Annotated in this window: 20 protein-coding genes; 5 read left to right on the top strand and 15 right to left on the bottom strand. The window is 60.7% G+C overall.

Translation table 11 applies throughout. The annotated features are described in order from the left end of the window. Window positions 1–17 precede the first annotated feature (17 nt). On the bottom strand, window positions 18–974 hold the full coding sequence (locus KYT97_RS24245) for an isopenicillin N synthase family dioxygenase (protein WP_219110857.1): 957 nt from the start codon (window positions 972–974) through the stop codon (window positions 18–20). Next, window positions 971–1,450, bottom strand: coding sequence for a nucleoside deaminase (locus tag KYT97_RS24240; RefSeq protein ID WP_033232343.1), 480 nt, complete (start codon window positions 1,448–1,450; stop codon window positions 971–973). Before KYT97_RS24240 ends, KYT97_RS24245 begins: the two co-directional genes overlap by 4 nt. A 106-nt stretch (window positions 1,451–1,556) precedes the next feature. Between KYT97_RS24240 and KYT97_RS24235 the strand changes: the two genes are divergently transcribed. After that, complete coding sequence (locus KYT97_RS24235; RefSeq protein WP_116102301.1) at window positions 1,557–3,170, top strand: PucR family transcriptional regulator; 1,614 nt, start codon at window positions 1,557–1,559, stop codon at window positions 3,168–3,170. Here the strand turns inward: KYT97_RS24235 and KYT97_RS24230 are convergent. Then, window positions 3,051–4,472 (bottom strand): purine-cytosine permease family protein, encoded by a 1,422-nt coding sequence (locus KYT97_RS24230; protein WP_116102375.1) that lies wholly within the window; start codon window positions 4,470–4,472, stop codon window positions 3,051–3,053. The two genes, KYT97_RS24235 and KYT97_RS24230, sit on opposite strands and share 120 nt — an antisense overlap. 87 nt (window positions 4,473–4,559) lie before the next feature. Beyond that, a complete protein-coding gene (locus KYT97_RS24225) occupies window positions 4,560–5,177 on the bottom strand; it encodes a TetR/AcrR family transcriptional regulator (RefSeq protein ID WP_033232344.1) in 618 nt (205 codons plus the stop codon). 84 nt (window positions 5,178–5,261) lie between these two features. On the opposite strand from KYT97_RS24225, the gene KYT97_RS24220 reads away from it, so the two are divergent. Together KYT97_RS24220 and KYT97_RS24215 are read left to right on the top strand one after the other, a co-directional pair. Further along, window positions 5,262–6,176 carry an SDR family NAD(P)-dependent oxidoreductase gene (locus KYT97_RS24220; protein WP_033232345.1) on the top strand — a complete coding sequence of 305 codons (915 nt, stop codon included), beginning with the start codon at window positions 5,262–5,264 and terminating at the stop codon, window positions 6,174–6,176. 336 nt (window positions 6,177–6,512) lie between these two features. After that, entirely contained in the window at window positions 6,513–7,193 is a 681-nt protein-coding gene (locus KYT97_RS24215; protein ID WP_095888250.1) for a 3'-5' exonuclease, read from the top strand. A gap of 16 nt (window positions 7,194–7,209) precedes the next feature. Here KYT97_RS24215 and KYT97_RS24210 read toward each other — a convergent pair whose 3' ends face one another. After that, entirely contained in the window at window positions 7,210–8,682 is a 1,473-nt protein-coding gene (locus KYT97_RS24210) for a class I adenylate-forming enzyme family protein (RefSeq protein WP_033232349.1), read from the bottom strand. A gap of 168 nt (window positions 8,683–8,850) precedes the next feature. On the opposite strand from KYT97_RS24210, the gene KYT97_RS24205 reads away from it, so the two are divergent. Next, entirely contained in the window at window positions 8,851–9,504 is a 654-nt protein-coding gene (locus KYT97_RS24205; protein WP_033232351.1) for a PadR family transcriptional regulator, read from the top strand. Between the two features lie 51 nt (window positions 9,505–9,555). Here the strand turns inward: KYT97_RS24205 and KYT97_RS24200 are convergent, their stop codons facing one another. Genes KYT97_RS24200 through KYT97_RS24160 form a run of 9 tightly spaced genes read right to left on the bottom strand, consistent with a single transcriptional unit; the run spans window position 9,556 to window position 17,818 of the window. Beyond that, window positions 9,556–9,972 carry a Zn-ribbon domain-containing OB-fold protein gene (locus KYT97_RS24200; protein ID WP_095888249.1) on the bottom strand — a complete coding sequence of 139 codons (417 nt, stop codon included), beginning with the start codon at window positions 9,970–9,972 and terminating at the stop codon, window positions 9,556–9,558. A gap of 2 nt (window positions 9,973–9,974) precedes the next feature. After that, window positions 9,975–11,177, bottom strand: coding sequence for a thiolase family protein (locus KYT97_RS24195; RefSeq protein WP_033232354.1), 1,203 nt, complete (start codon window positions 11,175–11,177; stop codon window positions 9,975–9,977). Next, window positions 11,177–11,632: a hotdog family protein gene (locus tag KYT97_RS24190; RefSeq protein ID WP_095888248.1), complete on the bottom strand. Its 456-nt coding sequence runs from the start codon at window positions 11,630–11,632 to the stop codon at window positions 11,177–11,179. Before KYT97_RS24190 ends, KYT97_RS24195 begins: the two co-directional genes overlap by 1 nt. An 18-nt stretch (window positions 11,633–11,650) precedes the next feature. Continuing rightward, the gene (locus KYT97_RS24185; RefSeq protein ID WP_219110855.1) at window positions 11,651–12,175 is read right to left on the bottom strand and encodes an FAS1-like dehydratase domain-containing protein; all 525 of its coding nucleotides are present in this window, start codon (window positions 12,173–12,175) and stop codon (window positions 11,651–11,653) included. Between the two features lie 12 nt (window positions 12,176–12,187). After that, window positions 12,188–13,459, bottom strand: coding sequence for a CaiB/BaiF CoA transferase family protein (locus KYT97_RS24180; RefSeq protein WP_219110854.1), 1,272 nt, complete (start codon window positions 13,457–13,459; stop codon window positions 12,188–12,190). Then, window positions 13,456–14,667 carry a CaiB/BaiF CoA transferase family protein gene (locus tag KYT97_RS24175; RefSeq protein WP_219110853.1) on the bottom strand — a complete coding sequence of 404 codons (1,212 nt, stop codon included), beginning with the start codon at window positions 14,665–14,667 and terminating at the stop codon, window positions 13,456–13,458. Before KYT97_RS24175 ends, KYT97_RS24180 begins: the two co-directional genes overlap by 4 nt. Next, on the bottom strand, window positions 14,660–15,799 hold the full coding sequence (locus KYT97_RS24170; protein ID WP_033232360.1) for an acyl-CoA dehydrogenase family protein: 1,140 nt from the start codon (window positions 15,797–15,799) through the stop codon (window positions 14,660–14,662). Before KYT97_RS24170 ends, KYT97_RS24175 begins: the two co-directional genes overlap by 8 nt. A gap of 39 nt (window positions 15,800–15,838) precedes the next feature. After that, on the bottom strand, window positions 15,839–17,017 hold the full coding sequence (locus tag KYT97_RS24165) for an acyl-CoA dehydrogenase family protein (protein ID WP_095968543.1): 1,179 nt from the start codon (window positions 17,015–17,017) through the stop codon (window positions 15,839–15,841). Window positions 17,018–17,062: 45 nt separating this feature from the next. Beyond that, the gene (locus tag KYT97_RS24160; RefSeq protein ID WP_219110851.1) at window positions 17,063–17,818 is read right to left on the bottom strand and encodes a class II aldolase/adducin family protein; all 756 of its coding nucleotides are present in this window, start codon (window positions 17,816–17,818) and stop codon (window positions 17,063–17,065) included. 123 nt (window positions 17,819–17,941) lie between these two features. On the opposite strand from KYT97_RS24160, the gene KYT97_RS24155 reads away from it, so the two are divergent. Continuing rightward, window positions 17,942–18,670, top strand: a complete 729-nt coding sequence (locus tag KYT97_RS24155; RefSeq protein WP_033232627.1) for an IclR family transcriptional regulator — start codon at window positions 17,942–17,944, stop codon at window positions 18,668–18,670. Here KYT97_RS24155 and KYT97_RS24150 read toward each other — a convergent pair. Further along, window positions 18,664–19,386, bottom strand: a complete 723-nt coding sequence (locus KYT97_RS24150) for a hypothetical protein (protein ID WP_051730356.1) — start codon at window positions 19,384–19,386, stop codon at window positions 18,664–18,666. The genes KYT97_RS24155 and KYT97_RS24150 overlap by 7 nt on opposite strands. Between the last annotated feature and the right edge of the window lie 5 nt (window positions 19,387–19,391).

Here is a 19,391-nt window from a genome sequence, read left to right as displayed (position 1 = left end):
CCAGGGATTCTCGCCGACTAGAGAGTGATCGCGTCCAACCTGAGTTTGATGAAATCGGCCGACACGACGGGTTCCAGGCCGGACACTCGGCCGATCGGCAACTCCAACGGGGTGACTAGCGCATCGTGATTGAGTTCGTAGAAGTAGATGAGCGAGACCAGATCTTCCTCCGGAGCGTCCGTTTGGGGAGGAAGTACGCGGTGCCGGCCCGACGGCCAGCGTTTCCCACTCCAGTACTCGAGGAGGTCTCCGATGTTTACCGTCAACGCTTCCGCGTCGTACGGGGCGTCTTCCCATCCGCCTTCGTCCGTGTACACCTGCAGTCCACCGGATCCGAGCTCACGATCGAGAACTGTCACCGTCCCGAAGTCTGTGTGCGGACCGATGCGGAACTGTCCCGGCTCAGGCTCACCCACGACGCTCATCGGTGGGTAATGGTTGATGTTGCACGTCCACGTGGGGAGGTCGGCAAGCCCGTCGAACGGGTTGTTCGCCAAACCCAGTGCAGCTGCGAACATCTCCAGCAAATCGTCCGACAGTCGACGCATCTGCGCGGTGTAGACGGTCAAGAGCTCGTGTAGCTCGGCAACCTCGCTCGGCCAGACGTTGGAGAGAAACCAGACGTCGTCGACCAGCGGATCGCCCGTCCGAGTTTCAGCCCCGATCGCAAAGGTCTCCTTGAGATCCGGCGGGGTCTCGGTTCCCTCCGAGTAGCCGTTGGCCTCCATCCCCGGGCCGATCCATCCGCGTTCACCGACTATTGCGGCGTACTTTGCTTTGGTCGACTCGGGTAGCGCAAAGAACTTCCGGGCCGCGGCTCGCACGTCTGCGGCAAGTTCGCGGGTGATCCCATGCCCGCGCACGAGAAGGAAGCCCGCACGTTGCAGCCCTTCGTCCACCTCACGCGCGACAGCTTCAGCGCCCGGACCGCCCGCCCGCCAGAGGGAAATATCCACGGTCGATACAGCCTTCATTCCGCTACTCCGATGTCTTCGTTCCACAGTGCCGGGTTTGTTTCGATGAACTCGGTCATCAAATCGATGCAGTGTTGATCTCGCAGAACGGTGACAGACACCCCGTTTTCGCGGAGCCACTCGTGCCCACCGGTAAATGTCACGCTTTCACCGACGATCACGGATCCGATGTTGAACTGACGCACGAGCCCGCTGCAGTACCAGCACGGCGAGAGCGTGGTGACCATGATGGTCTGCCGGTAGTCACGTTGCCTTCCGGCCGCACGAAAGGCGTCGGTTTCACCGTGCACCGACGGATCGTCGTGCTGGACTCGACGGTTTCGTCCACTACCGAGAAGGGTGCCGTCAGACGCGAAGAGTGCCGCACCGATGGGAATTCCGCCCTCACTGCGGCCGAGTTCGGCCTCGGATATCGCTGCCTGCAACATTGTCTGGGGGTCGAGAGCGCGGGAAGCGCTCGTCACAGTCGTCGACATCCCTCTACTTTCTGCTGTTCGGACTACATCCACAACTGACACATTGTTGTAACGAGCCGCCCTTATTGTGGACATACTGTCGCCCAGAGTGAGGAACGCCCAACCGATGACTCTGACCGTGCGCGAGCTGCTCGACAACCAGTTCCGTGGGGCCGATCCACAGGTTCTGGCCGGTGGCAGCCAGTTGGGACGTGTGGTCCGCTGGGTCCATTCGAGCGAGATCTACGAGATCAGCCCGTTGCTGTCCGGGGACGAACTGTTGCTCACCACCGGCTTGGGTCTGTCCGGGGTCGATCCGGGGACCAGGCGGCACTATCTGCGAGAGGTCGGGAACCGAAACGTCGCCGGAGTTGCCGTAGAACTCGGCCGAACCTTCGACGCGATTCCGTCGGACATGATCGAGGAAGCGGCGATCATGGGAATGCCGCTGATCGCACTCCGGACTGTTGTCCCTTTCATCGAACTGTGTCAGAACGCAAATACCGAAATCATTTCGCGTGAAGTCGCTGTGTTACGCCTGGGAAATGATCTCGCTCGCGTGCTCGAACTCGAGTTGATGGCAGGCAGTGGTGTGGCCACTCTGCTCGAGCGCATCAGTGACGTAACGGGGTGCCCTTTGATCGTGACAAGCGGCAGTGGCGCCCTCGTCGCAGCACATGGCGTCGACGACGATCGGTCCGCCTGGCGTGCCGCTGACGCCGGAACTGCCACTGCCGCTATCCATTCCAGAGACGGAGCCTGGGGGACTCTGACGGCCGGGCCTGGTTCGACACTGAATCCGGCAACGTTGCACGGGCTGTTGCAACGCTCAGCCGGTTCATTGGGGTTGGCACTGACCTATTCGGGAAACCTGACCGGTCGTCCCCAGCGGGCGGCCGCTACTCTCGTGTCGGATCTGCTGGAGCGCACCGACGTACGGCAGATCGACCTTCGCGTCAGATCCGCGGCCGCTGGGTTCCATCCCACTCCCGGCCACCGCGTCGTTGCGATCGCGATCGACTCCCCTGGTTCGCGAATCGCCACTCGCCTCCTCGATTCCGCGGCCAAACTCCTCGGCCAACCGAACTTGGGAGCCGAAGTACATGCCAGCACGTTCGGTCTTGTTGCAGTGCCGGCCAAGACGATCGATGCTGTCGGAGCCGTGAGTGCGGCATTCGGAACATCCCTGTCGTCCAACATCACCGACGGAGTCACGGTGGTGATCGGAGACCCGTGTGCGTTCACTCCGTCCGAGGTCAGTGCGGCACTTCATGCTGCCCGATCAGGGCTTCGCCTTGCGACGTCGGCTCGTCGGACCTGGCTCGCCGGGCGCGTGGTGACAACCACTCGTGAACTGGCCCCGGAACTCGCGGTGGACCAGTTGCCGGTGGACGTTCGGGAGCGGATGGTTGCCGTCGTCGCTCCCCTGATTTCCTGGGACGACACCCATTCGAGTGATCTCACCAGAACACTCGAGGTTCATCTCCGTCATGGTTGCAGCGCAACACGTTCGGCGGCTGCGCTGCACCTGGGCCGGCAATCGCTCTATCAGCGACTCGACCGTATCCGGGCGCTACTCGGATACGACCCGTCGACGCCGTCGATGTACGCGACTCTGCTTCTAGCGCTGTGCGCTCACCGGCTTGTCGCGCGAGATCTTCGAACCGTTGACGAGGAGGTAAAGCCCGCCCGCGATGACAAATCCCACGAAGAACGTAATGTCGCCCAGCTCGGGGACTGACCGTACGACGTACCCGACAAACTTCTCTTGGTTGGAGAACAGCAGAACCGAGGTGAGGAGTGCGATCACGAAGGCTGAGAATCCACCCCAGTTGGTGTGTTCCGGGTCGTAAAGGAGATTGTCGATGCGCTGCCCGCGGCGCAGGTATTGGTCGGCGAACATGATGCCGAGCCACGGACCGATCCAGTAGGCGACAACAAGGAGGAAAGCTTCGTAGCTTGCTGCTGCGTCGGCGAGTGCCCACCACGCAACCAGGAATCCGACAACTCCGAAAACCATCGCGACCATGGCTCGCTGCGTTTTCACCGGGAGTTTCAATCCGATGGTCACAAAGGCCATCGAGCCGGAGTAGACATTGAGCGCATTCGCGGCGACGGCACCGAGCGCGATGGCCAGTAGCGTCAGATTGGCAAGTGCCGAAGGAAGATTGGATGTGAACGCGTCGGCAGGGTTATCCGACGACGGCGCGCCGATCGTGACCGATGCCGCACCGACCACCGACAGCGCCACGCAGGAGACAAACAGTCCGGCCGACGCGAACAGACCTGTTCGGAATGTCGAGACCGACGCCGGAAGGTAGCGCGTGTAATCAGCGGCATAGGGCGTCCACCCGGCGGCGTACCCGAACGCGGTGCCCACGGTAAGGAGGAAACCGCCGAGTCCACCGACGCCGCCCTCGATCGCCGGCGCACCTGGATTGGCTTTTGTCAGAATGACAATCGCAGTGATGGCAAAGATCACGGCAAGTACGGGAAACGCATATCGCTCGAAAGCCTGAACCAGGTTGTGCCCGAAGAAAGCGAACACGGTCTGGATGACGACGATCACCAACAGTGAAGGCACCGGCGGCAATCCGGTCAGGGTGTTGAGCGCAAAAGCGCCGCTGACACTGTTGGTTGCAAACCATCCGACGCCGCACATGATCGACATGAACGCCGACGGCAGAGCGTTACCTCGGTATCCGAAACCCAATCGGCCGAGCACCATTTGCGGCACACCGTGCAACGGTCCGCGTGCCGACAGCACGAAGTGCGCGGCCGCACCGAGAGCGGTTCCGATGACCAGTCCGAGCGTCGCCTGCCAGAACGTCATCCCGAATACGGATACGGAGAGAACTCCGATGAAGATCGTGGCGAATTCGAGGTTCGGGGACATCCACGTCCAGAACAGCTGACCAGGGGTGCCGTGGCGATCCTCGTCGGGAATGAACTCGTTTCCGCCAGGTTCGACGGCAAGTACGCGATCTCCGTACTCGCGATCCACCCCGGTCTGCTCGCCGGTTACACCCTCGGTAATTGCCATAAGAGAACCTTGGGGTGCGGCGAGAGCTGCGACAACCGACAGACTGTCTGCCACGACAGTCAGTTCTACGGACAGTCTGGCGCCGCGCTAGTGTTCCGCGCGCAACCCGCCGATCAGGAGTTCGACGATCTCGTCTGCCAGCGCCTCGGTTTCGGCGACCGACTGGCCCTCGCGACGGCGATACCAGAGATCGATACCGTTAAGGCTACTGAGCAGAACCTTTGCCGCCATGCGCGGTGACGAGGCGCGGATCGAACCGTCTGCGACTCCTTCGATCATCACCTGTTCGAAAAGCTTCTCGTAGTCCAAGCGCAGAGCGTTGAGTTCGACGAGCGCCTGCTGCTGGCGCGGCTTGAGCGCCGAACTCATCTGCCCCCGCACGCCCTGGTGGATTGCATGATGATGTCCGAGGTGCGTCATGAGATTGATCAGATGCGCCCGCGACATCGCCGCGAGCTTGACCAATCCGGTGCCGCCCGCCGCCACTTCTCCGTCGACTTCCGCTCTGAGCCTGCTCATACCCTGCTCGAAAATAGCCAGGTAGATATCGAATTTCGACCGAAAATGGTAGTAGACAAGACCCTTGGTGGCGCCGACGCGATCGGCGAGGTCGTCAATGGTCGTGGCGGCATATCCGTCTGCCGCAAATGCGTCTGCCGCGGTCTCGATGATCACCGAGCGCATATCAGGTGCGTCAGCACTCATCGTTCGCCCTTCACTGCCTTGACTTGTTTCCACATTTTGACATAGTAATACTCAGTAGTATCCCAGATCAGAGAGGTTTTTCCCATGTCATTGGATTTCTCAGGCAAGGTCGCGATCATCACTGGTGCAGGCGGCGGTCTCGGCCGAGCTCACGCCATGGCGCTCGCCGCTCGCGGCGCACGCGTTGTAGTCAATGATATGGGCGGATCCGTCAACGGCAGTGGCGGCGCCGATACCGCAGCCGCGAAGGTAGTAGCCGAAATCGAGACTCTTGGCGGCGAAGCGCTTGCAGATCACTGCGACATCACCGACGCCGACGCAGTTGCCGCCATGGTCGCCGCTGCTATCGAGAAGTGGGGGCGCGTCGACATCCTCATCAACAACGCCGGCATCCTGCGCGACAAGTCGTTCATCAAGGCCGACTTGGACGACTTCCGCAAGGTCATCGACGTTCACCTCATGGGTTCGGTCATCGTGTCCAAGGCTGTCTGGCCGCACATGGTCGAGCAGAACTACGGCCGTATTCTCATGACCACGTCCGCGTCGGGCATCTACGGCAACTTCGGCCAGGCCAACTACGGCGCCGCCAAGTCGGGCGTCGTCGGTTTGATGAACGTGTTGTCCATCGAAGGTGAGCGCAAGGGCATTCGAGTGAACTCACTTGCCCCGACAGCGGCTACCCGCATGACCGAGGACCTGCTCGACGAGAAGACCCTTGCACTCCTTGCTCCCGAGTCGATCTCACCGGGCGCGCTGTTCATGGTCTCCGAGGACGCACCAACCAAGACGATCCTCAGCGCCGGCGCCGGCGTGTTCGCGATCGCCCGGATGGAGGAGTCGCAGGGCGTCTACATCCCGCAGGAGGCGCTCTCGCCCGAGGTGGTCGCCGAACGCTGGGCTGAAATCAGTGACATGACCAACTCGATCCAGGTAGCCGCTGCATTCGATCAGACCCACCGTTTCGTGGGGAAGGCAGTGGCCGAGCAACCTTCAGCCTGACGGACGTCGCCGCCCGTGGTCCCGAGCTCGGGCCACGGGTCGCTCGAACAAACGAATATCGTTGCTGCACTTTTAATTTCGCCGCCAACCGGACCGATCTTCGCCGAGGACATCACCGAACCGTTTGTCATCGAGGACGGGCACATCGCTGTGCCACAAGGGCCGGGCTTCGGTGTGACTCCGCGACTGGAGGTGTTGGAGCGATTCACTGTCGGGTCCGACTTAATGTGACTGTCGGGACCGACTCAATGTAGGTCGAGAGGCTTCGGGCCAGTTCTTGTCGGTGCCTGCGTGCATAGTGAACCGGACATGAACTTGAACACCGAAAGGCCCCCGATGAACAACTGGTCCGATCGCCCGATCTGCGCGTTCGACCTCGAGACCACGGGGCGCGATCCATCCACAGCCCGGATCGTCAGCGCGTGTGTTGCCGTCGTGGATGGCTCGAGTGTGGAAACGCGCACGTGGTTACTCGACCCGGGCGTCGATATTCCGGCCGGTGCCATCGCTATTCACGGCATCACCACCGAATATGCGGCTGAGCACGGTCAGGACTACGCCGAGGGCTACGAGGAGATCCGTGAGGCTCTCCACAATTCGTGGGCACGTGATCATTCGGTTGTTGCGTTCAACGCGTCCTACGACCTCACGGTCATGCACTGCGAAGGCCTACGAATCGGCAAACCGGCGCTGGTTCCCGGCTTGGTTGTCGATCCCTACGTGATCGATCGCGCGATGGACAAGTTCCGCAAGGGAAAACGAACGTTGTCTGCGGTCTGCGAGTTCTACGGAATCACACTCGAATCCGCGCACGAGGCAGAGGCCGACGCGATGGCCGCGGCAGCTCTGGCACGAGAACTAGCACTGCGTTTTCCGGAGATCAACGATCTTGATCTCATGGTCGATCAGGCACAGTGGCACGCCGAACGTCAACGGGATTTTGCCGAGTTTCTGAGCAGTCAAGGGAAAGACGTGTCAGATGTGAACGGCCAGTGGCCTATTCATTTCGTAGCCTGACACCTGTGCGTACAGGTCACAATCTCTGCGAAACCTGCTTGCGTAGTTCTTCTCGTGATCGTTTGCCGGTGTGCGTTGTCGGGAACATCTCCAGCTCGACAAAGATGCGCGGCACCTTGTAGGCACTTAACCGTTCCTTGCAGAAATCGATCAGATCCTCGGAATCGACGGAGTATCCGTGGACCGGAATGATGCAGGCAACCAGCCGTTGGCCTTGCCGTTGGTCGGCCACGCCGATCACCGCGACTTCGAGGATCAACGGGTGATCCATCAATACCGTCTCCACTTCTTGCGGGTAGACGTTGAAGCCGCTGACGATCACCGTGTCTTTTGCCCGCGAGACGATATACAGGTGCCCCTCGTCGTCCGACCAACCGATGTCGCCGGTTCGCAACCAACCGTCACCGTCTACTGCGTCGTCGGGCGTTGATTCCGGATCGTCTACCCCTCGCAGATATCCGTGCATGATGTTGTACCCGGAGCAGAGAACGTGGCCGTCCTCGTCCGGAGGCAGCGGATAGCCGTAGTCGTCGACAATCCGAATTTCGAGTCCGTCGACGGGGGTCAACATCGCGAGCGAACCCGATTCGCCTTCGGTGATACTGCCCATGGCGACGGTTCCACAGGCTTCGGTAAGCCCGTAGCCGACAACCATATTCACGATTCCGAGTTCGCGGCACGCTCCGCGCATTCTGTCGAGTGGCACTTCGGAACCGCCGCTCACCGCCATTCTGCATACCAACCCGATGTCGTCGCGGCCACTGCCGACCAGATCGAAGAGGATGGTCGGCGGCCCCATCACCACGCTGACGCGGTCACGGACGATCACATCGGCAAGGTCGGCTCTGTCGTAGTGTTCGACGACGCGCACCGAGGCTCCGGCGCACATTGCGGTCAGCAGCACACCGTTGAAACCGAACGAATGTGCAAACGGGACGGCACCGATCACTCGATCCGCACTGGTCAGCTCGAGCCGGTCCGCCACTGCCGAGTACAACCGCGACAGCTGTCCGTGGGTCATGGGAACTTGCTTGGACACCCCGGTCGAGCCGGAGGTCGAGAGAATCACCGCGATGTCGTCGGGCCCCGCTGCCGGTCTATCCGGGTGAGGGGCGGTAGTTCTGGCGGCTGCCATGATGTCGGCGATCCGTGGTTGGTCGACTACGAGCGCCGGTTCGGTGACATCAAGGATCCGTGAATATTCGGGACCACTGACACCGTGGCCCACCGGAACAACGGTTGCCCCAGCGCACAGTATCCCGAGTGCGATACAGACCCAGTCGGTGGTATTCCGGCCGCTGAGGACCACCCGTGCACCCGGTCGCACACCGGAATCTGCCAGAACAGCGGCCACTCGCAGTGCCTGATCGGTCAGTTCGCCGTAGGTGATCTCCTGGCAGCCGTCGAGCAATGCCACCCGGTCTCCGCACCGGTGTGCCAAATCCACACAGAGCGCGTCGAGCGTCGATACCAAAAGATCACGCGGCATATCTGCATTGAAACACTCGGCCGACGTAGGCTTGACGCCTCTCCCGCTCAGTGGTCCTACGGGAGCGGCACGCAGACAGCTGTTCACAGGCACCTTCTACGACATATTGCCAGCATATTTCTAACCGAAATACTCTCTTTAGGTCTACCGCCAGGTAATCTTTCGACTATGGCAAAGGACAAAACACCTGCAGACGCGCCCACTCTGCGACCGACAAGTTGGGCCGTCCTGGGTCTGCTGTCCTTCGGATCCGAACTCTCCGGTTACGACCTGAAGAAATGGGCCGACTGGAGCCTGCGATTCTTCTACTGGGCACCGTCGTACAGTCAGATCTACAGCGAACTGCGCAATCTCGAGGCGCACGGCTTTGCCACGTCCCGCGTGGTGAGCACAAACGACGTCAAGAGTAAGCGCCTGTACGCGATCACTCCGGCCGGAACCGACGCGGTAGCGACGTGGGCAAACGAATCGCCGGTCGAACCCGCAGTGCTCAAACACGGCGTAATGCTCAGGATGTGGCTCGGCCATCTGGCCGACCCTGACAAACTGCAATCGGTACTCACCGAACATCGCGACCAGTCCGAGAAGATGCGCATCCGCGCAATTGCCGACGCCGAAGGCGCGTCCGAAGAAGCTGGATGGGCATATCCCGAACTGGTGCTGCGATGGTCCGAGATGTACTACGAATCCGAGCGTGACCGCGCAAACTGGATGTTGGAGAACATTTCTCGACTCGGATCCGACAAATCCAGCGCCGGCAAAGCACGCCGGAAGAAGCCTGAACCCCGTACCCCGGACGAGCTCCGCAAACACGAAGACTAATGCTCGTATCGCTCTGATACTGAAGGTGTCAGAGCGCTAGAGGCCGATATCTCAGCAGAGCGCTCGAGGCCGATATCTCAGCAGCGTGATGTCTCGATCCGGATAGTCGCAGAACACGGGTTCCACGCGCATACCGACAGTCAGTTCCAGATCGCCGACATCGACCAGTTCGGTACTGAACCGCGGCCCCTCGTCCCACTGCACCACCGCCAACATCTGCGGCAACGCATCCGACCACGGCGGTGCTGTGGGACGGTCAGCCACCGTATAGGTGTACAGCGTGCCCAATCCACTGATCTCACGCCACTCGAGGTCGTCGGCCAACGTGCGCGGAGCCAGCAATCTCGGATAGAAGACAAATTCGTCCGATGACGGCGAGTACTGAATCTTTATCTTGCTTTCTCGCAAAGCATTCCAGAACGGTGCGGACACCGGCGTCGGTTCCGGATACGGCTTTTCGTTCGACATCCCTAATCTCCCTGGAGTATCAGTGCGACTTGCTCACTCATGATGCCGCCGTTCCCGGTCACGAAAGCGGTATTGCAGTCGGCAACCTGCGCCGCCCCGGATCGGCCCATCACCTGACGTACGCCATCGCATACGTGGTGCATCCCGCCCGCCATTCCGGCTTGCCCGTAGGATAATTGGCCGCCGGCGGTATTCAACGGGAAGTCCCCTCGGAAGGTCAGGTCTCTCGACGACACGAACTCCATACCCTTCCCCTTCTCACAGAAGCCCGCGTCTTCGAGGCTCATCACCACCGTGATCGTGTAGCAGTCGTAGATCGACGCGACATCGATTGCCGAGCGTGAGATACCCGCCATGTCGAATGCCGTGTCCGCAGCCTTCGCAATCGGGGTGCGCACCATGTCTTCTGCATAGGTCGGTGTCTTGAACGACAGGTGTTCGCCAAACCCCTTGACCCAGACCGGCCTGTTGCGACCGCGACGCGCGATGTCAGCGTTCGCCACGACAATGCCTGCTCCACCTTGCACCCGCATCACAACCTCGAGCATCCGAATGGGATCGGCGATCATCGGACTCGCCAGAACGTCGTCGATCGTGATCGGCTTTCCATGGAACACCGCACCGGGAGTACTGCAGGCATTGGTTCGCTGGTCCACCGCGATCTTGGCGGTGGCACGGTCGTCGTACCCGAATTCCGACGCATACCGCCGAGCGATCTGGGCGTACGGCGCGTTCTGACCGAGATTACCGTACGGAATCTCGAATTCGGCTTGAGGAGAACCGAACTTGCCACTCGAGGCACCGAGATACCCTGGATCCACAGCGGGCTGAATCTGCGACTTCGGTGTCATGAACGACCCAGGAACAATGACCAGTACCGCGTCGCAGATACCGAGTTCGACGGCTGCGGCAGCTCGCCACACCATCCCTGCCGCCGTTGCGCCGCCGAGGTCTACTCGCTCACCGAAGTTCAAGGGAATCCCGAGATACTCGGACAACGTGGCCGGGGCAAACATATCGGATTCCGCAATACCATGCGTGACAAGACCATTGATCTGCGACGCCTTCAGACCCGCATCCTCGATTGCCAGCTTCGAGAGCATTGCCCACTGCTCGATGGTGAACAACTCAGGACGGGTCTGCTTGCGCTGGGCGGGCAATTCACAGAACCCGACGATGGCGGCCTCACCGCGCAGTCCCGCCATCAGGACGCTCCGGCGGAGATAGCACTGTCACGGCGTGGCAGCAGCACGGTGGCCGTTCCCGGCATCAGCACCTCACCACCCCGCACTCCGGCAAGTTCCAAATCGACCAGCGCTCTACCGTTCTCGTCGCGTTTTCCGGTCACTGTCCCCGTGAATTCCAACGGCTCGCCGGGAAAGGCCACAGCCCGGTTCGAGGCCGAGAAGTTCACCAACGATCCCCCGCCACCGATCCAGTCGGTGACAACGCGCGCCAGAAGCGCCGCCTGAAGCGGGCCCTGTACAACGACGTCCTGATAGCCCTCGACGTCGACAGCCCAACTCCGGTCGTAGTGAATGCGGTGCCCGTTGTACGTCGCTGCACTGAAGAGGAACATCTGCAGTGCAGTGACACTGACAGCCAACACCGGAATCGTGTCGCCGGTGTTGATATCATCGAAATATACTTGTGTTGACATAACTTTCAACTCCTCGCGCTACGGTCGGGCGATCATCGAGGTGGTCGCTTCGGCAACAACCTCGTCGTTCTGATTGGTATACGTGGTCTTCCACGTCACCAGGACGAATCGGCCGGACCGACCGCGCTTCTCAACCACCGAATCCACGACGCGCACACTGGTGATCACATCTCCGTCGTAGGCCGACCGAAGAAAGGTGGTGTTCTCGCCACCCGCCATTCGCTTGGGGCACAACGGGAAAACAAGATTCCCGGAGGCAGCACCGGATGAGCCGTCTACCCGAAGTTCCGGTATCGGCGTCACCCCGAGAATCGCGTACTGCAAATACAGCGGCGGAGCGACAATATCGCGATAGCCGTGCTCACGGGCATAGTTGCTGTCGAAGTACAGCGGGTTGGTTTCGCCGACGGACACAGCCCACCGTTGCCAGTCCCGCGCGACCACAGCTCCGCTCGCCTGGGAGACTACCTCCCCGACACGCTCGGCAACATTGTCGGGGATCAGAGATTCCGAATCCGGAATCACGGCTACGCTTTCAGTCATGTTCTTTCTCTCTCACGCTATTTGATGGTCGGTGACCAGTCCGGAATTCTCGAGATCGGCATACTTCTCATCGGAATAGCCGAGGATCTTCTTGTAGACGTACTCGTTGTCTTCACCGAACCCTGGGAGTACCCGTCCGAATGCCAGATCGAATCCCTCTACCCGCCAGGGATGTCCTGGATACCGATAGGTTCCCACCGACGGATGTGACCGCTCCTGGAACCAGTCACGCTCGCGCAGATGACGGTCTTCGAGCAATCCGGTTTCGCTCATCACTTCACCTGCGGGAACGGCACACTCCTGCAACACCGAAACAACCTCGGAAGCCGACATCGAGCGGGCCCACCTCGCAATTCGATCCCTGATCGACGCGGAGTTTGTCCGTCTGGCGACTGTATCGGCGCCCATTTCGGCAAGTTCGTCCCCGCCGATTACCGAGGCCAATGCCGTCCACTCGCGATCGCTGCGAACGGATATCGCCACCCACCGATCCTCATCCGCACTGAGGTAAACATCCTGTAGCACATGAGGATCGGAGTTGCCGAGGATCTCCGGAACTCTCCCGTTCACCTGCGCGTCGAGCACGAACTCCCCGATCTCCGCCATGACGTTCTCCGCCTGCGCAAACTCGACAAGTCCCCCAACGCCGGTGTGCTCGCGGTCCAACAGCGCGGCCATCACCGCAAAGGCCAAACCTGCCGGAGCTGCCTCGTCCATGTGGTAGTTCTCGCCGGCCGAGTCGGCTTCCTCACCCTCGTAACCGTCCATCGCGGCAATCCCCACCAGCGAGTTGAAATTGGGGCCGTAACCGAGATAGTCACTCATCGGTCCGGCCATTCCGAGGGGTGGCATGCGAGCGACGATCAATCGAGGGTTGAGTGCGAGCAAACGCTCGTGCCCAAGCCCCAACTTCTCGAGAGTTCCGTTGGAATTGTTCTCCACCAGAACATCACTGACTTTGATCAGTTCGATCACAGCTGCGTGTCCCTCAGCGGTATCGAGATTCATGCACGCCGACAGTTTGTTCCGGGAATGCCAGTTGAAGAGAGCTGTGCGGTCGTACGGTCGCTCGCCGGGATCCTTCTCCGGATAGGTGCCGCCGTGATACCCGGTCTGCGCGATCGATTCCTTCGTTGTCTTTGCCGAAACTTGTCGGCTGACGCGGTTGTTCCCCTCCACACGTATCACTTCTGCGCCCAAGTCCCCCAGCATCGCTGTCGCTCCGGGGCCGGACCACACAACCGTCAGGTCGACAACACGAATCCCTTCGAGCGGATAACTCATACTCGCTCCCCTGTTTGTGTCAGTGACTCACGGATCTGTGGGCCGTGCTGGTCGAGAGTTGGTGCGGTATGACGCAACTGGTACCCATTGGCCATCCGCCACGGCGCACCCGTGTACTCCAACGTGCCCGCAACCGGATGTGTACCGCTGACAAATGCGCCTCGGCTACGAAAGTGATCGTGACTCAACAATTCCGAGACGTCGAGATACGCCGTGACGGGAATACGTGCCGCCTCGCACTGTTCCATGATGGCGACTTTGGGCCGCTGCGCGAACCACTCGGTGACATATTCCATGAACTCGTCACGATCCCTTCCCATGATCGTCTCGCGCCCGTGGTACCGCGTATGGAACGCGTCGTCGTGCTCGCCGACTATGTCGACCAACCGATTCCAGAAAGCCTGATTGGTCACGTACAGCATCACAAATCCGTCCTTGGCCCGGAACGGTCCGGTGAACGTCGCGCCGTGCCGGTGCGGGCTTCGCACTCCGCGTGGAGCATTCATGCCGGAATACGCCGCCGAAACGAGGTACGACGCTCGCCGGTCGGCGCCGGCGAGCAGAACCTCCTGCCCGGACACGTCGATCACGGAACCTTCTCCTGTGCGCTTGGCGCTGAAGATTCCCGCCATCGTGGCTTCGCCGGCGGTACGGCCGATCGTGTAGTGCTCGAGCAGTCCCGGTTTACGCAACGGCGCACGATCAGCCGCACCAGTTGCGTTCATCGGGCCACCGGCAGCCTGAAGGACCAGGCCGCTCGCTTCACGATCCCGGTACGGTCCGGTCTGGCCGAAAGGACTGATCCGCGTGATCACCAGCGACGGGTTGCGCGCGTGCAGCACTTCCGGTCCCAGGCCCAATTTCTCCAGCTGGCCGGGACGGAAGGACTCCACCACCGCGTCCGCCGTGTCCACGAGGTTCAGGAGAACCTCCCGATCGGAATCCGAGGTCAAGTCAAGGACAAGCGATTTCTTGTTGGTGTTCAGATGCAGGAAGAGTGCGCTTCGCTCGACGTTCGGAACGTCGCCGGGGAACGGTCCCCACGCCCGCGTCAAGCTGCCCGTCTCCGGCTTTTCGACTTTGACAACGTCCGCACCAAAATCTGCGAACATCTTTGTTGCGTATTCTCCTGCCACCCACCTCGACAAATCCACGATCCGAAGATCCTGAAGTGCCTGCCGCGGTCCGGGTTTCGCTTCGCTAGGCAAGGTTCAGCTCCTTCTGCAGCCAACCCGCCGCAATATCTGCTGTGCCGTATCGGATTTCCGTGACCTTCGCCCGCTCCGACCACAGGTGCAAATCAGTCTCGAGGACGTATCCCATACCACCGTGCAATTGATGTGCATCCAGGGTCGCGCGCTTGTAGGCCTCGTTGCACTGCATTTTTGCAATCGCGACCGCACGGGTGGCGGATTCACCGCGAGCCACCCACCACACCGCGTGCGCGGCAGCCAAGCGGGCACCTTCGAGCGCGATGTGCATGTCCGCGACAATGTGTTGTGCGGCTTGGAAACTACCGATCGGACGCCCGAACTGCTCACGCTGGGCAATGTAGTCGACGGTGCGATCCAGAACTGCGGCGCCGCCGCCTGCCATCTCCATGCATTGAAGCGCCACTGCCGCATTGGCGACCCACCGAAGATCGTCGGCGCTCAGCCCATTTCCGCTGCCCCCGAGAGAAACGGCCGCGTCCGAGGCGAACACGTCGACAAGTTCGACGCGAGATAGCCTCTCTCCGGACATGTTCGACAATGGGACGGCATTCCAACCTTCGGCTGTCGGCTCGACGAAGGCGCAGATCAACCGTTCCGGTTCGGCAAACACCGATGTGCGAGCGGTCACGAGAACCACGTCGGACATCGAGGCGTTCACGGCAAATGGCAGGGTTCCGTTGAGCAGCCACCCACCCGGAGCTGGTGTTGCGGTCAGAGTGGGTCGAATATCGCCGGCGTCCCCGGGATTCCAGGCGGCAACGCCGGCGCGAAGTCGACCTTCGGCCAGCGCAGGCAGATAACGCCTGCGTTGTTCCGACGTAGCCAGTCGCCCGACGGCAATACCGAATTGCAGTGTGCTGTAGACAATCGACGGGCAGAGAACCCGGCCGGCCTCCCGAAAGAACACACCGAGTTCGTACAGGCTGGCTCCACCGCCGCCGTATTCTTCATCGATCGCCAGGCCAAGTACACCAACCTCGGCAAGCGCCGTCATCAGTTTGTCCGGGCTGCTTTCGGACATCGGTTCTGCCAGTTCTCGTACCACACTGATCGGGCATTGTTTGGCCAGGACGGCAGCCGACATTGCCTGCAGATCGAGTTGGTCTTGGTTAGCAACAAGTTTCATCGGCAAACTCCTACGCCGTCAAGGAAGGTCGGAATCATGTCAGCGTCCGTAACTCGGTAGGCCGTGCCCGCGCTGGGCGATAACATCTCGCAGAACTTCGTTGGCTCCGGCACCGAATCGCAGCAGTGGCGCGGCGCGGTACAGTCGCTCGAATTTTCCTGCCATCACTGCGTGAGGGTCCGATCCCGCGATCAAACCTGCCGGACCGAGCATCGCCGTTCCGACATCGGCAATCCGTTGTCTGAGTTCACTGGAGAAAATCTTCTCGACGCTGACGAGCACCGACGGAATGGTTCCACTTTCGAGCAGGGACGACGCCTCGAATCCCATGAGCTGCGCGAGTTCGACATCCGCATCCAACTGAGCGAGCTTGCGGCGTACATCTGCGTTGTCGAGCGGACGTGTTCCGTCTTCTCGGATCTCCCGCGCGAGAATCAACAGATCGTCGACGGCTCTGCGCAGGTCACCTGCATTCGTGAGGGCACCACGTTCGAGATCCAGTGCACCGGTGATGTACTTCCATCCCTTGTCGACTTCACCGATCAGGTTGGTCGCTGGGACACGGACGTTGTCGAAGAACGTCTCGTTGGTTCGATATCCGGACCACGCGGTGATCGGACGAATCACAACACCGGGAGCGTCGATCGGCACGATGATCACCGAGATACCCTTGTGTTTGGGCACCTCGGTATTGGTGCGAACACACAGCCATTCGTGAGTGACGCGCTGCGCCATACTGTTCCAGATCTTGGAACCGTTGATTACCCACTCGTCGCCCTCACGCACCGCCCGGGTTTTCAGACTCGCAAGGTCTGTTCCGGCATTGGGTTCGGAATAACCGACGGCGCAGGTCAGTTCACCGCGTGCAATGGGCGGCAGGAATTCTTCCCGGTTCTGTTGCGTGCCGTGGCGCATGATCATCGGAGCCACCGACGTAACGGTCAAGTCCGGTCCCGGCACGCCCCAGTACTCGAATTCGCTGACCAGAAGATGCTGATACACCGCACCGAGACCAAGCCCACCGAACTCCTTGGGCCAATTGAGCCCGAACCACCCTTTTGCCCCGATCTTCCGGCGAAAGGCCGTGAGCTCGCCGCCGATGAACTCGAGATCGTGCTCGGCCATCTCCGCGCGCAGTTCCGGTGTGACATTGTCGCGAAGGAACGTGCGTATCTCCTCTCGCCACGCTCGCTGATCTGCGTCTAGTTCAAAATCCATGGGTATCCGTTCCAGAGTGGCTGATGGCCGCAGAGCCTTGGTTGTTCATTGGGAGGCCTGAAGGCTCTCGGCCAGTTCAGGATCCGAGCGCAACGCAGCGCGCACCGCAGCCTCCCAGAAGCCGTGGTAGCTGTTTCCGTCACTACCGGCCATTCGATCGAGCCACCAGTCGGGCAGAGCTGTCTTCTCCGGTCCACTGGCCACCCGGATCATCCAGGCATTCTTACAACGTTGTTCGAGAGCGACCGCCCGCAAATAGACTGCTGCGGCGGTACTTCCGGTGACAAAAACGCCATGTCCTGCCAGGAGTGCGCGATCAGCGGGCCCGATCGACCGGATCGCGGCCTCGGCTGCCTCCATGTTGTCGACGCCGCCGTCGTACTCGTCGACCAGCACTACCTCACCGCCGCCGAGGCTGGAACTCTGATCGTAAGCGGGTGGAACCTCGCCCAGATCAGCCCAGACCGTTCCGAACTCCGAATGATTGTGTAGCGCAATGCCGACGTCGGGACGTGCTCGGTGAAGCGCAAGGTGCAGAGGAATTCCCAGCGGGACAGGCCAATCGCCCTGTAGGACATTGCCGTCTACGTCGATACGAATGATGTCGGCGGGGAGGATCTCCTCCCAGGTGAGAAGCCACGGGTTGCACAGCATGGTGCCGTCACCGAGGTTGTACGTGATATGCCCGGCGAGATGATCCCGGTACCCCTCGGCCCACAGAGCTCGCGCAAGCAGAACTATCTCCTCCGCCGGCGTCAGGTTCGGGATCAATTGATCGACAGTGGGTTTGAACTTCTTCACAGCAACCTCTCGGTAGTGCACTGGACCGCCAGCGGGAAGGAAAGTGCGAACTTTCAGGAAGATCGTCTTCACAGCAAGTATCTCTATGTGATACTGTGTATCAATTCTTTAATCACAGTAGGGGTGATTCAGATCGCAGTCAAGACAATCAGTGGACTCACGCGCGGACTCCGCGTCATCGAAGCCATTGCTGCCCATCAGCCAATCGGCTTGACCGCGCTTTCACGGCTACTCGAGGTCGACAAAAGCGCCATGCAACGCACCCTGGCAACCCTCCATGAAGCGCAATGGATCCACCCTGTCGGCGAGGCTCCACCCCGCTGGGAGCTCTCCACCCGTTGTGTTGTCGTAGCCGGACAGGTCTACAACGGCTCGTCGCTGGCTGCCCGAGCACAACCCGTCATGACCAAGATTCGGGATACAACCGGCGAGACAGTACATCTCGCTGTCGCGGAGGAAGAACACATGATCGTCCTCGGGGTGGTTGAAGGTACCCACATGGTTCGGACAGGCCTGAAGCCCGGGCAGATACACGTACCCGAGACAAGTGCAGCGGGACGGGTCATCCACGCGTACCAGTCGCAGGAAGAACGCATGAACAGCTCGGGTCAGCCCGATCTCCTCCTCGCAGATGCCGAGTACCAGGAGATACGCAGGCGTGGATGGGCCGCAAGCGAGGAAGCCGTCCAGCAAGGATCAACCAGCCTCGCCGCAGCGGTGCTGGATGCGTCGGGATCGCCACTGGCTGCGATCGTGATCAGTGGGCCGGCGACTCGACTCACCGAGGAGTACTTCGCGCGGTACGGCGAGCTGCTCCGATCGGCGGCGGATCAACTCGGCGGCTCCTACTGAGTGGGCTCACTCAGCGTCGCGAAGACAACCAGGGCCAGGTTCGTGCGATCGGACTGTCCCGAAAGCCCCTCCAGTGCAACAGCAGACTCGAACGGAATGAGACTTCCCGACGGCAATGTACGGTCGCCGAACGCAACACTGCCGGACAACACAACTGCATACCCCCGACCCACACATTCAGCGAGTGCATCGGCGGTCAACACCCCACCGAGGTCGAGCGCAACACCGAATGCTGCGGCGCCACGTCTGGTACGGGCCAGTAGATCCAGCTTTCCCGTCTCTCCTGCGGCGTCGTCGATCGCACAGGTGAAATGTTCGCCGGCTCGCGTCTCACCTTTGACTCGTGATTCCGGCATGTAGTTCAATCCTGCGGCGGGGTCGAGCCGAAGGGTGAAGTACGACAGACCGTCGGGAGCGTCGGCGAAGATCGGCCCGTACACCGTGTACGCATCGCTGTAATGCACAGTGCCCGCGCCGATGGCGTGCCTACCGAGGCGTCCACTGCCGTCGAGAACTACCTGAAACTGATCCACCTCGTGATAGTGGGGCCGAAGCTTTTCCGCCTTCTGGCCGACAAGATACGCCTGAAAGCCCCCGGTTGCCGAACCGTCGGAGTGCTCACCTAGATAGTCACTCATCAGGAAGTCGCCGGACTCCGTGGTGCGCAATATGGTTCGAGACTGTGCGGGTGCCACTGCCATCGGTGCCGATGTCATCGAAT

The sequence above is a fragment of the Rhodococcus globerulus genome, from assembly GCF_019334125.1.
In the GTDB taxonomy this organism is placed as follows: domain Bacteria; phylum Actinomycetota; class Actinomycetes; order Mycobacteriales; family Mycobacteriaceae; genus Rhodococcus_F; species Rhodococcus_F globerula.
The sequence above is the reverse complement of the archived record's forward strand: the minus strand, read 5'-3'. Positions and strand labels throughout refer to the sequence as shown.

What these genes read in the sequence shown, in the direction of transcription:
- KYT97_RS24245 (WP_219110857.1), bottom strand. Translation starts at nt 974, where the DNA reads ATGAAGGCTGTATCGACCGTGGATATTTCCCTCTGGCGGGCGGGCGGT.
- KYT97_RS24240 (WP_033232343.1), bottom strand. Translation starts at nt 1,450, where the DNA reads ATGTCGACGACTGTGACGAGCGCTTCCCGCGCTCTCGACCCCCAGACA.
- KYT97_RS24235 (WP_116102301.1), top strand. Translation starts at nt 1,557, where the DNA reads ATGACTCTGACCGTGCGCGAGCTGCTCGACAACCAGTTCCGTGGGGCC.
- KYT97_RS24230 (WP_116102375.1), bottom strand. Translation starts at nt 4,472, where the DNA reads ATGGCAATTACCGAGGGTGTAACCGGCGAGCAGACCGGGGTGGATCGC.
- KYT97_RS24225 (WP_033232344.1), bottom strand. Translation starts at nt 5,177, where the DNA reads ATGAGTGCTGACGCACCTGATATGCGCTCGGTGATCATCGAGACCGCG.
- KYT97_RS24220 (WP_033232345.1), top strand. Translation starts at nt 5,262, where the DNA reads ATGTCATTGGATTTCTCAGGCAAGGTCGCGATCATCACTGGTGCAGGC.
- KYT97_RS24215 (WP_095888250.1), top strand. Translation starts at nt 6,513, where the DNA reads ATGAACAACTGGTCCGATCGCCCGATCTGCGCGTTCGACCTCGAGACC.
- KYT97_RS24210 (WP_033232349.1), bottom strand. Translation starts at nt 8,682, where the DNA reads ATGCCGCGTGATCTTTTGGTATCGACGCTCGACGCGCTCTGTGTGGAT.
- KYT97_RS24205 (WP_033232351.1), top strand. Translation starts at nt 8,851, where the DNA reads ATGGCAAAGGACAAAACACCTGCAGACGCGCCCACTCTGCGACCGACA.
- KYT97_RS24200 (WP_095888249.1), bottom strand. Translation starts at nt 9,972, where the DNA reads ATGTCGAACGAAAAGCCGTATCCGGAACCGACGCCGGTGTCCGCACCG.
- KYT97_RS24195 (WP_033232354.1), bottom strand. Translation starts at nt 11,177, where the DNA reads ATGGCGGGACTGCGCGGTGAGGCCGCCATCGTCGGGTTCTGTGAATTG.
- KYT97_RS24190 (WP_095888248.1), bottom strand. Translation starts at nt 11,632, where the DNA reads ATGTCAACACAAGTATATTTCGATGATATCAACACCGGCGACACGATT.
- KYT97_RS24185 (WP_219110855.1), bottom strand. Translation starts at nt 12,175, where the DNA reads ATGACTGAAAGCGTAGCCGTGATTCCGGATTCGGAATCTCTGATCCCC.
- KYT97_RS24180 (WP_219110854.1), bottom strand. Translation starts at nt 13,459, where the DNA reads ATGAGTTATCCGCTCGAAGGGATTCGTGTTGTCGACCTGACGGTTGTG.
- KYT97_RS24170 (WP_033232360.1), bottom strand. Translation starts at nt 15,799, where the DNA reads ATGAAACTTGTTGCTAACCAAGACCAACTCGATCTGCAGGCAATGTCG.
- KYT97_RS24165 (WP_095968543.1), bottom strand. Translation starts at nt 17,017, where the DNA reads ATGGATTTTGAACTAGACGCAGATCAGCGAGCGTGGCGAGAGGAGATA.
- KYT97_RS24150 (WP_051730356.1), bottom strand. Translation starts at nt 19,386, where the DNA reads ATGACATCGGCACCGATGGCAGTGGCACCCGCACAGTCTCGAACCATA.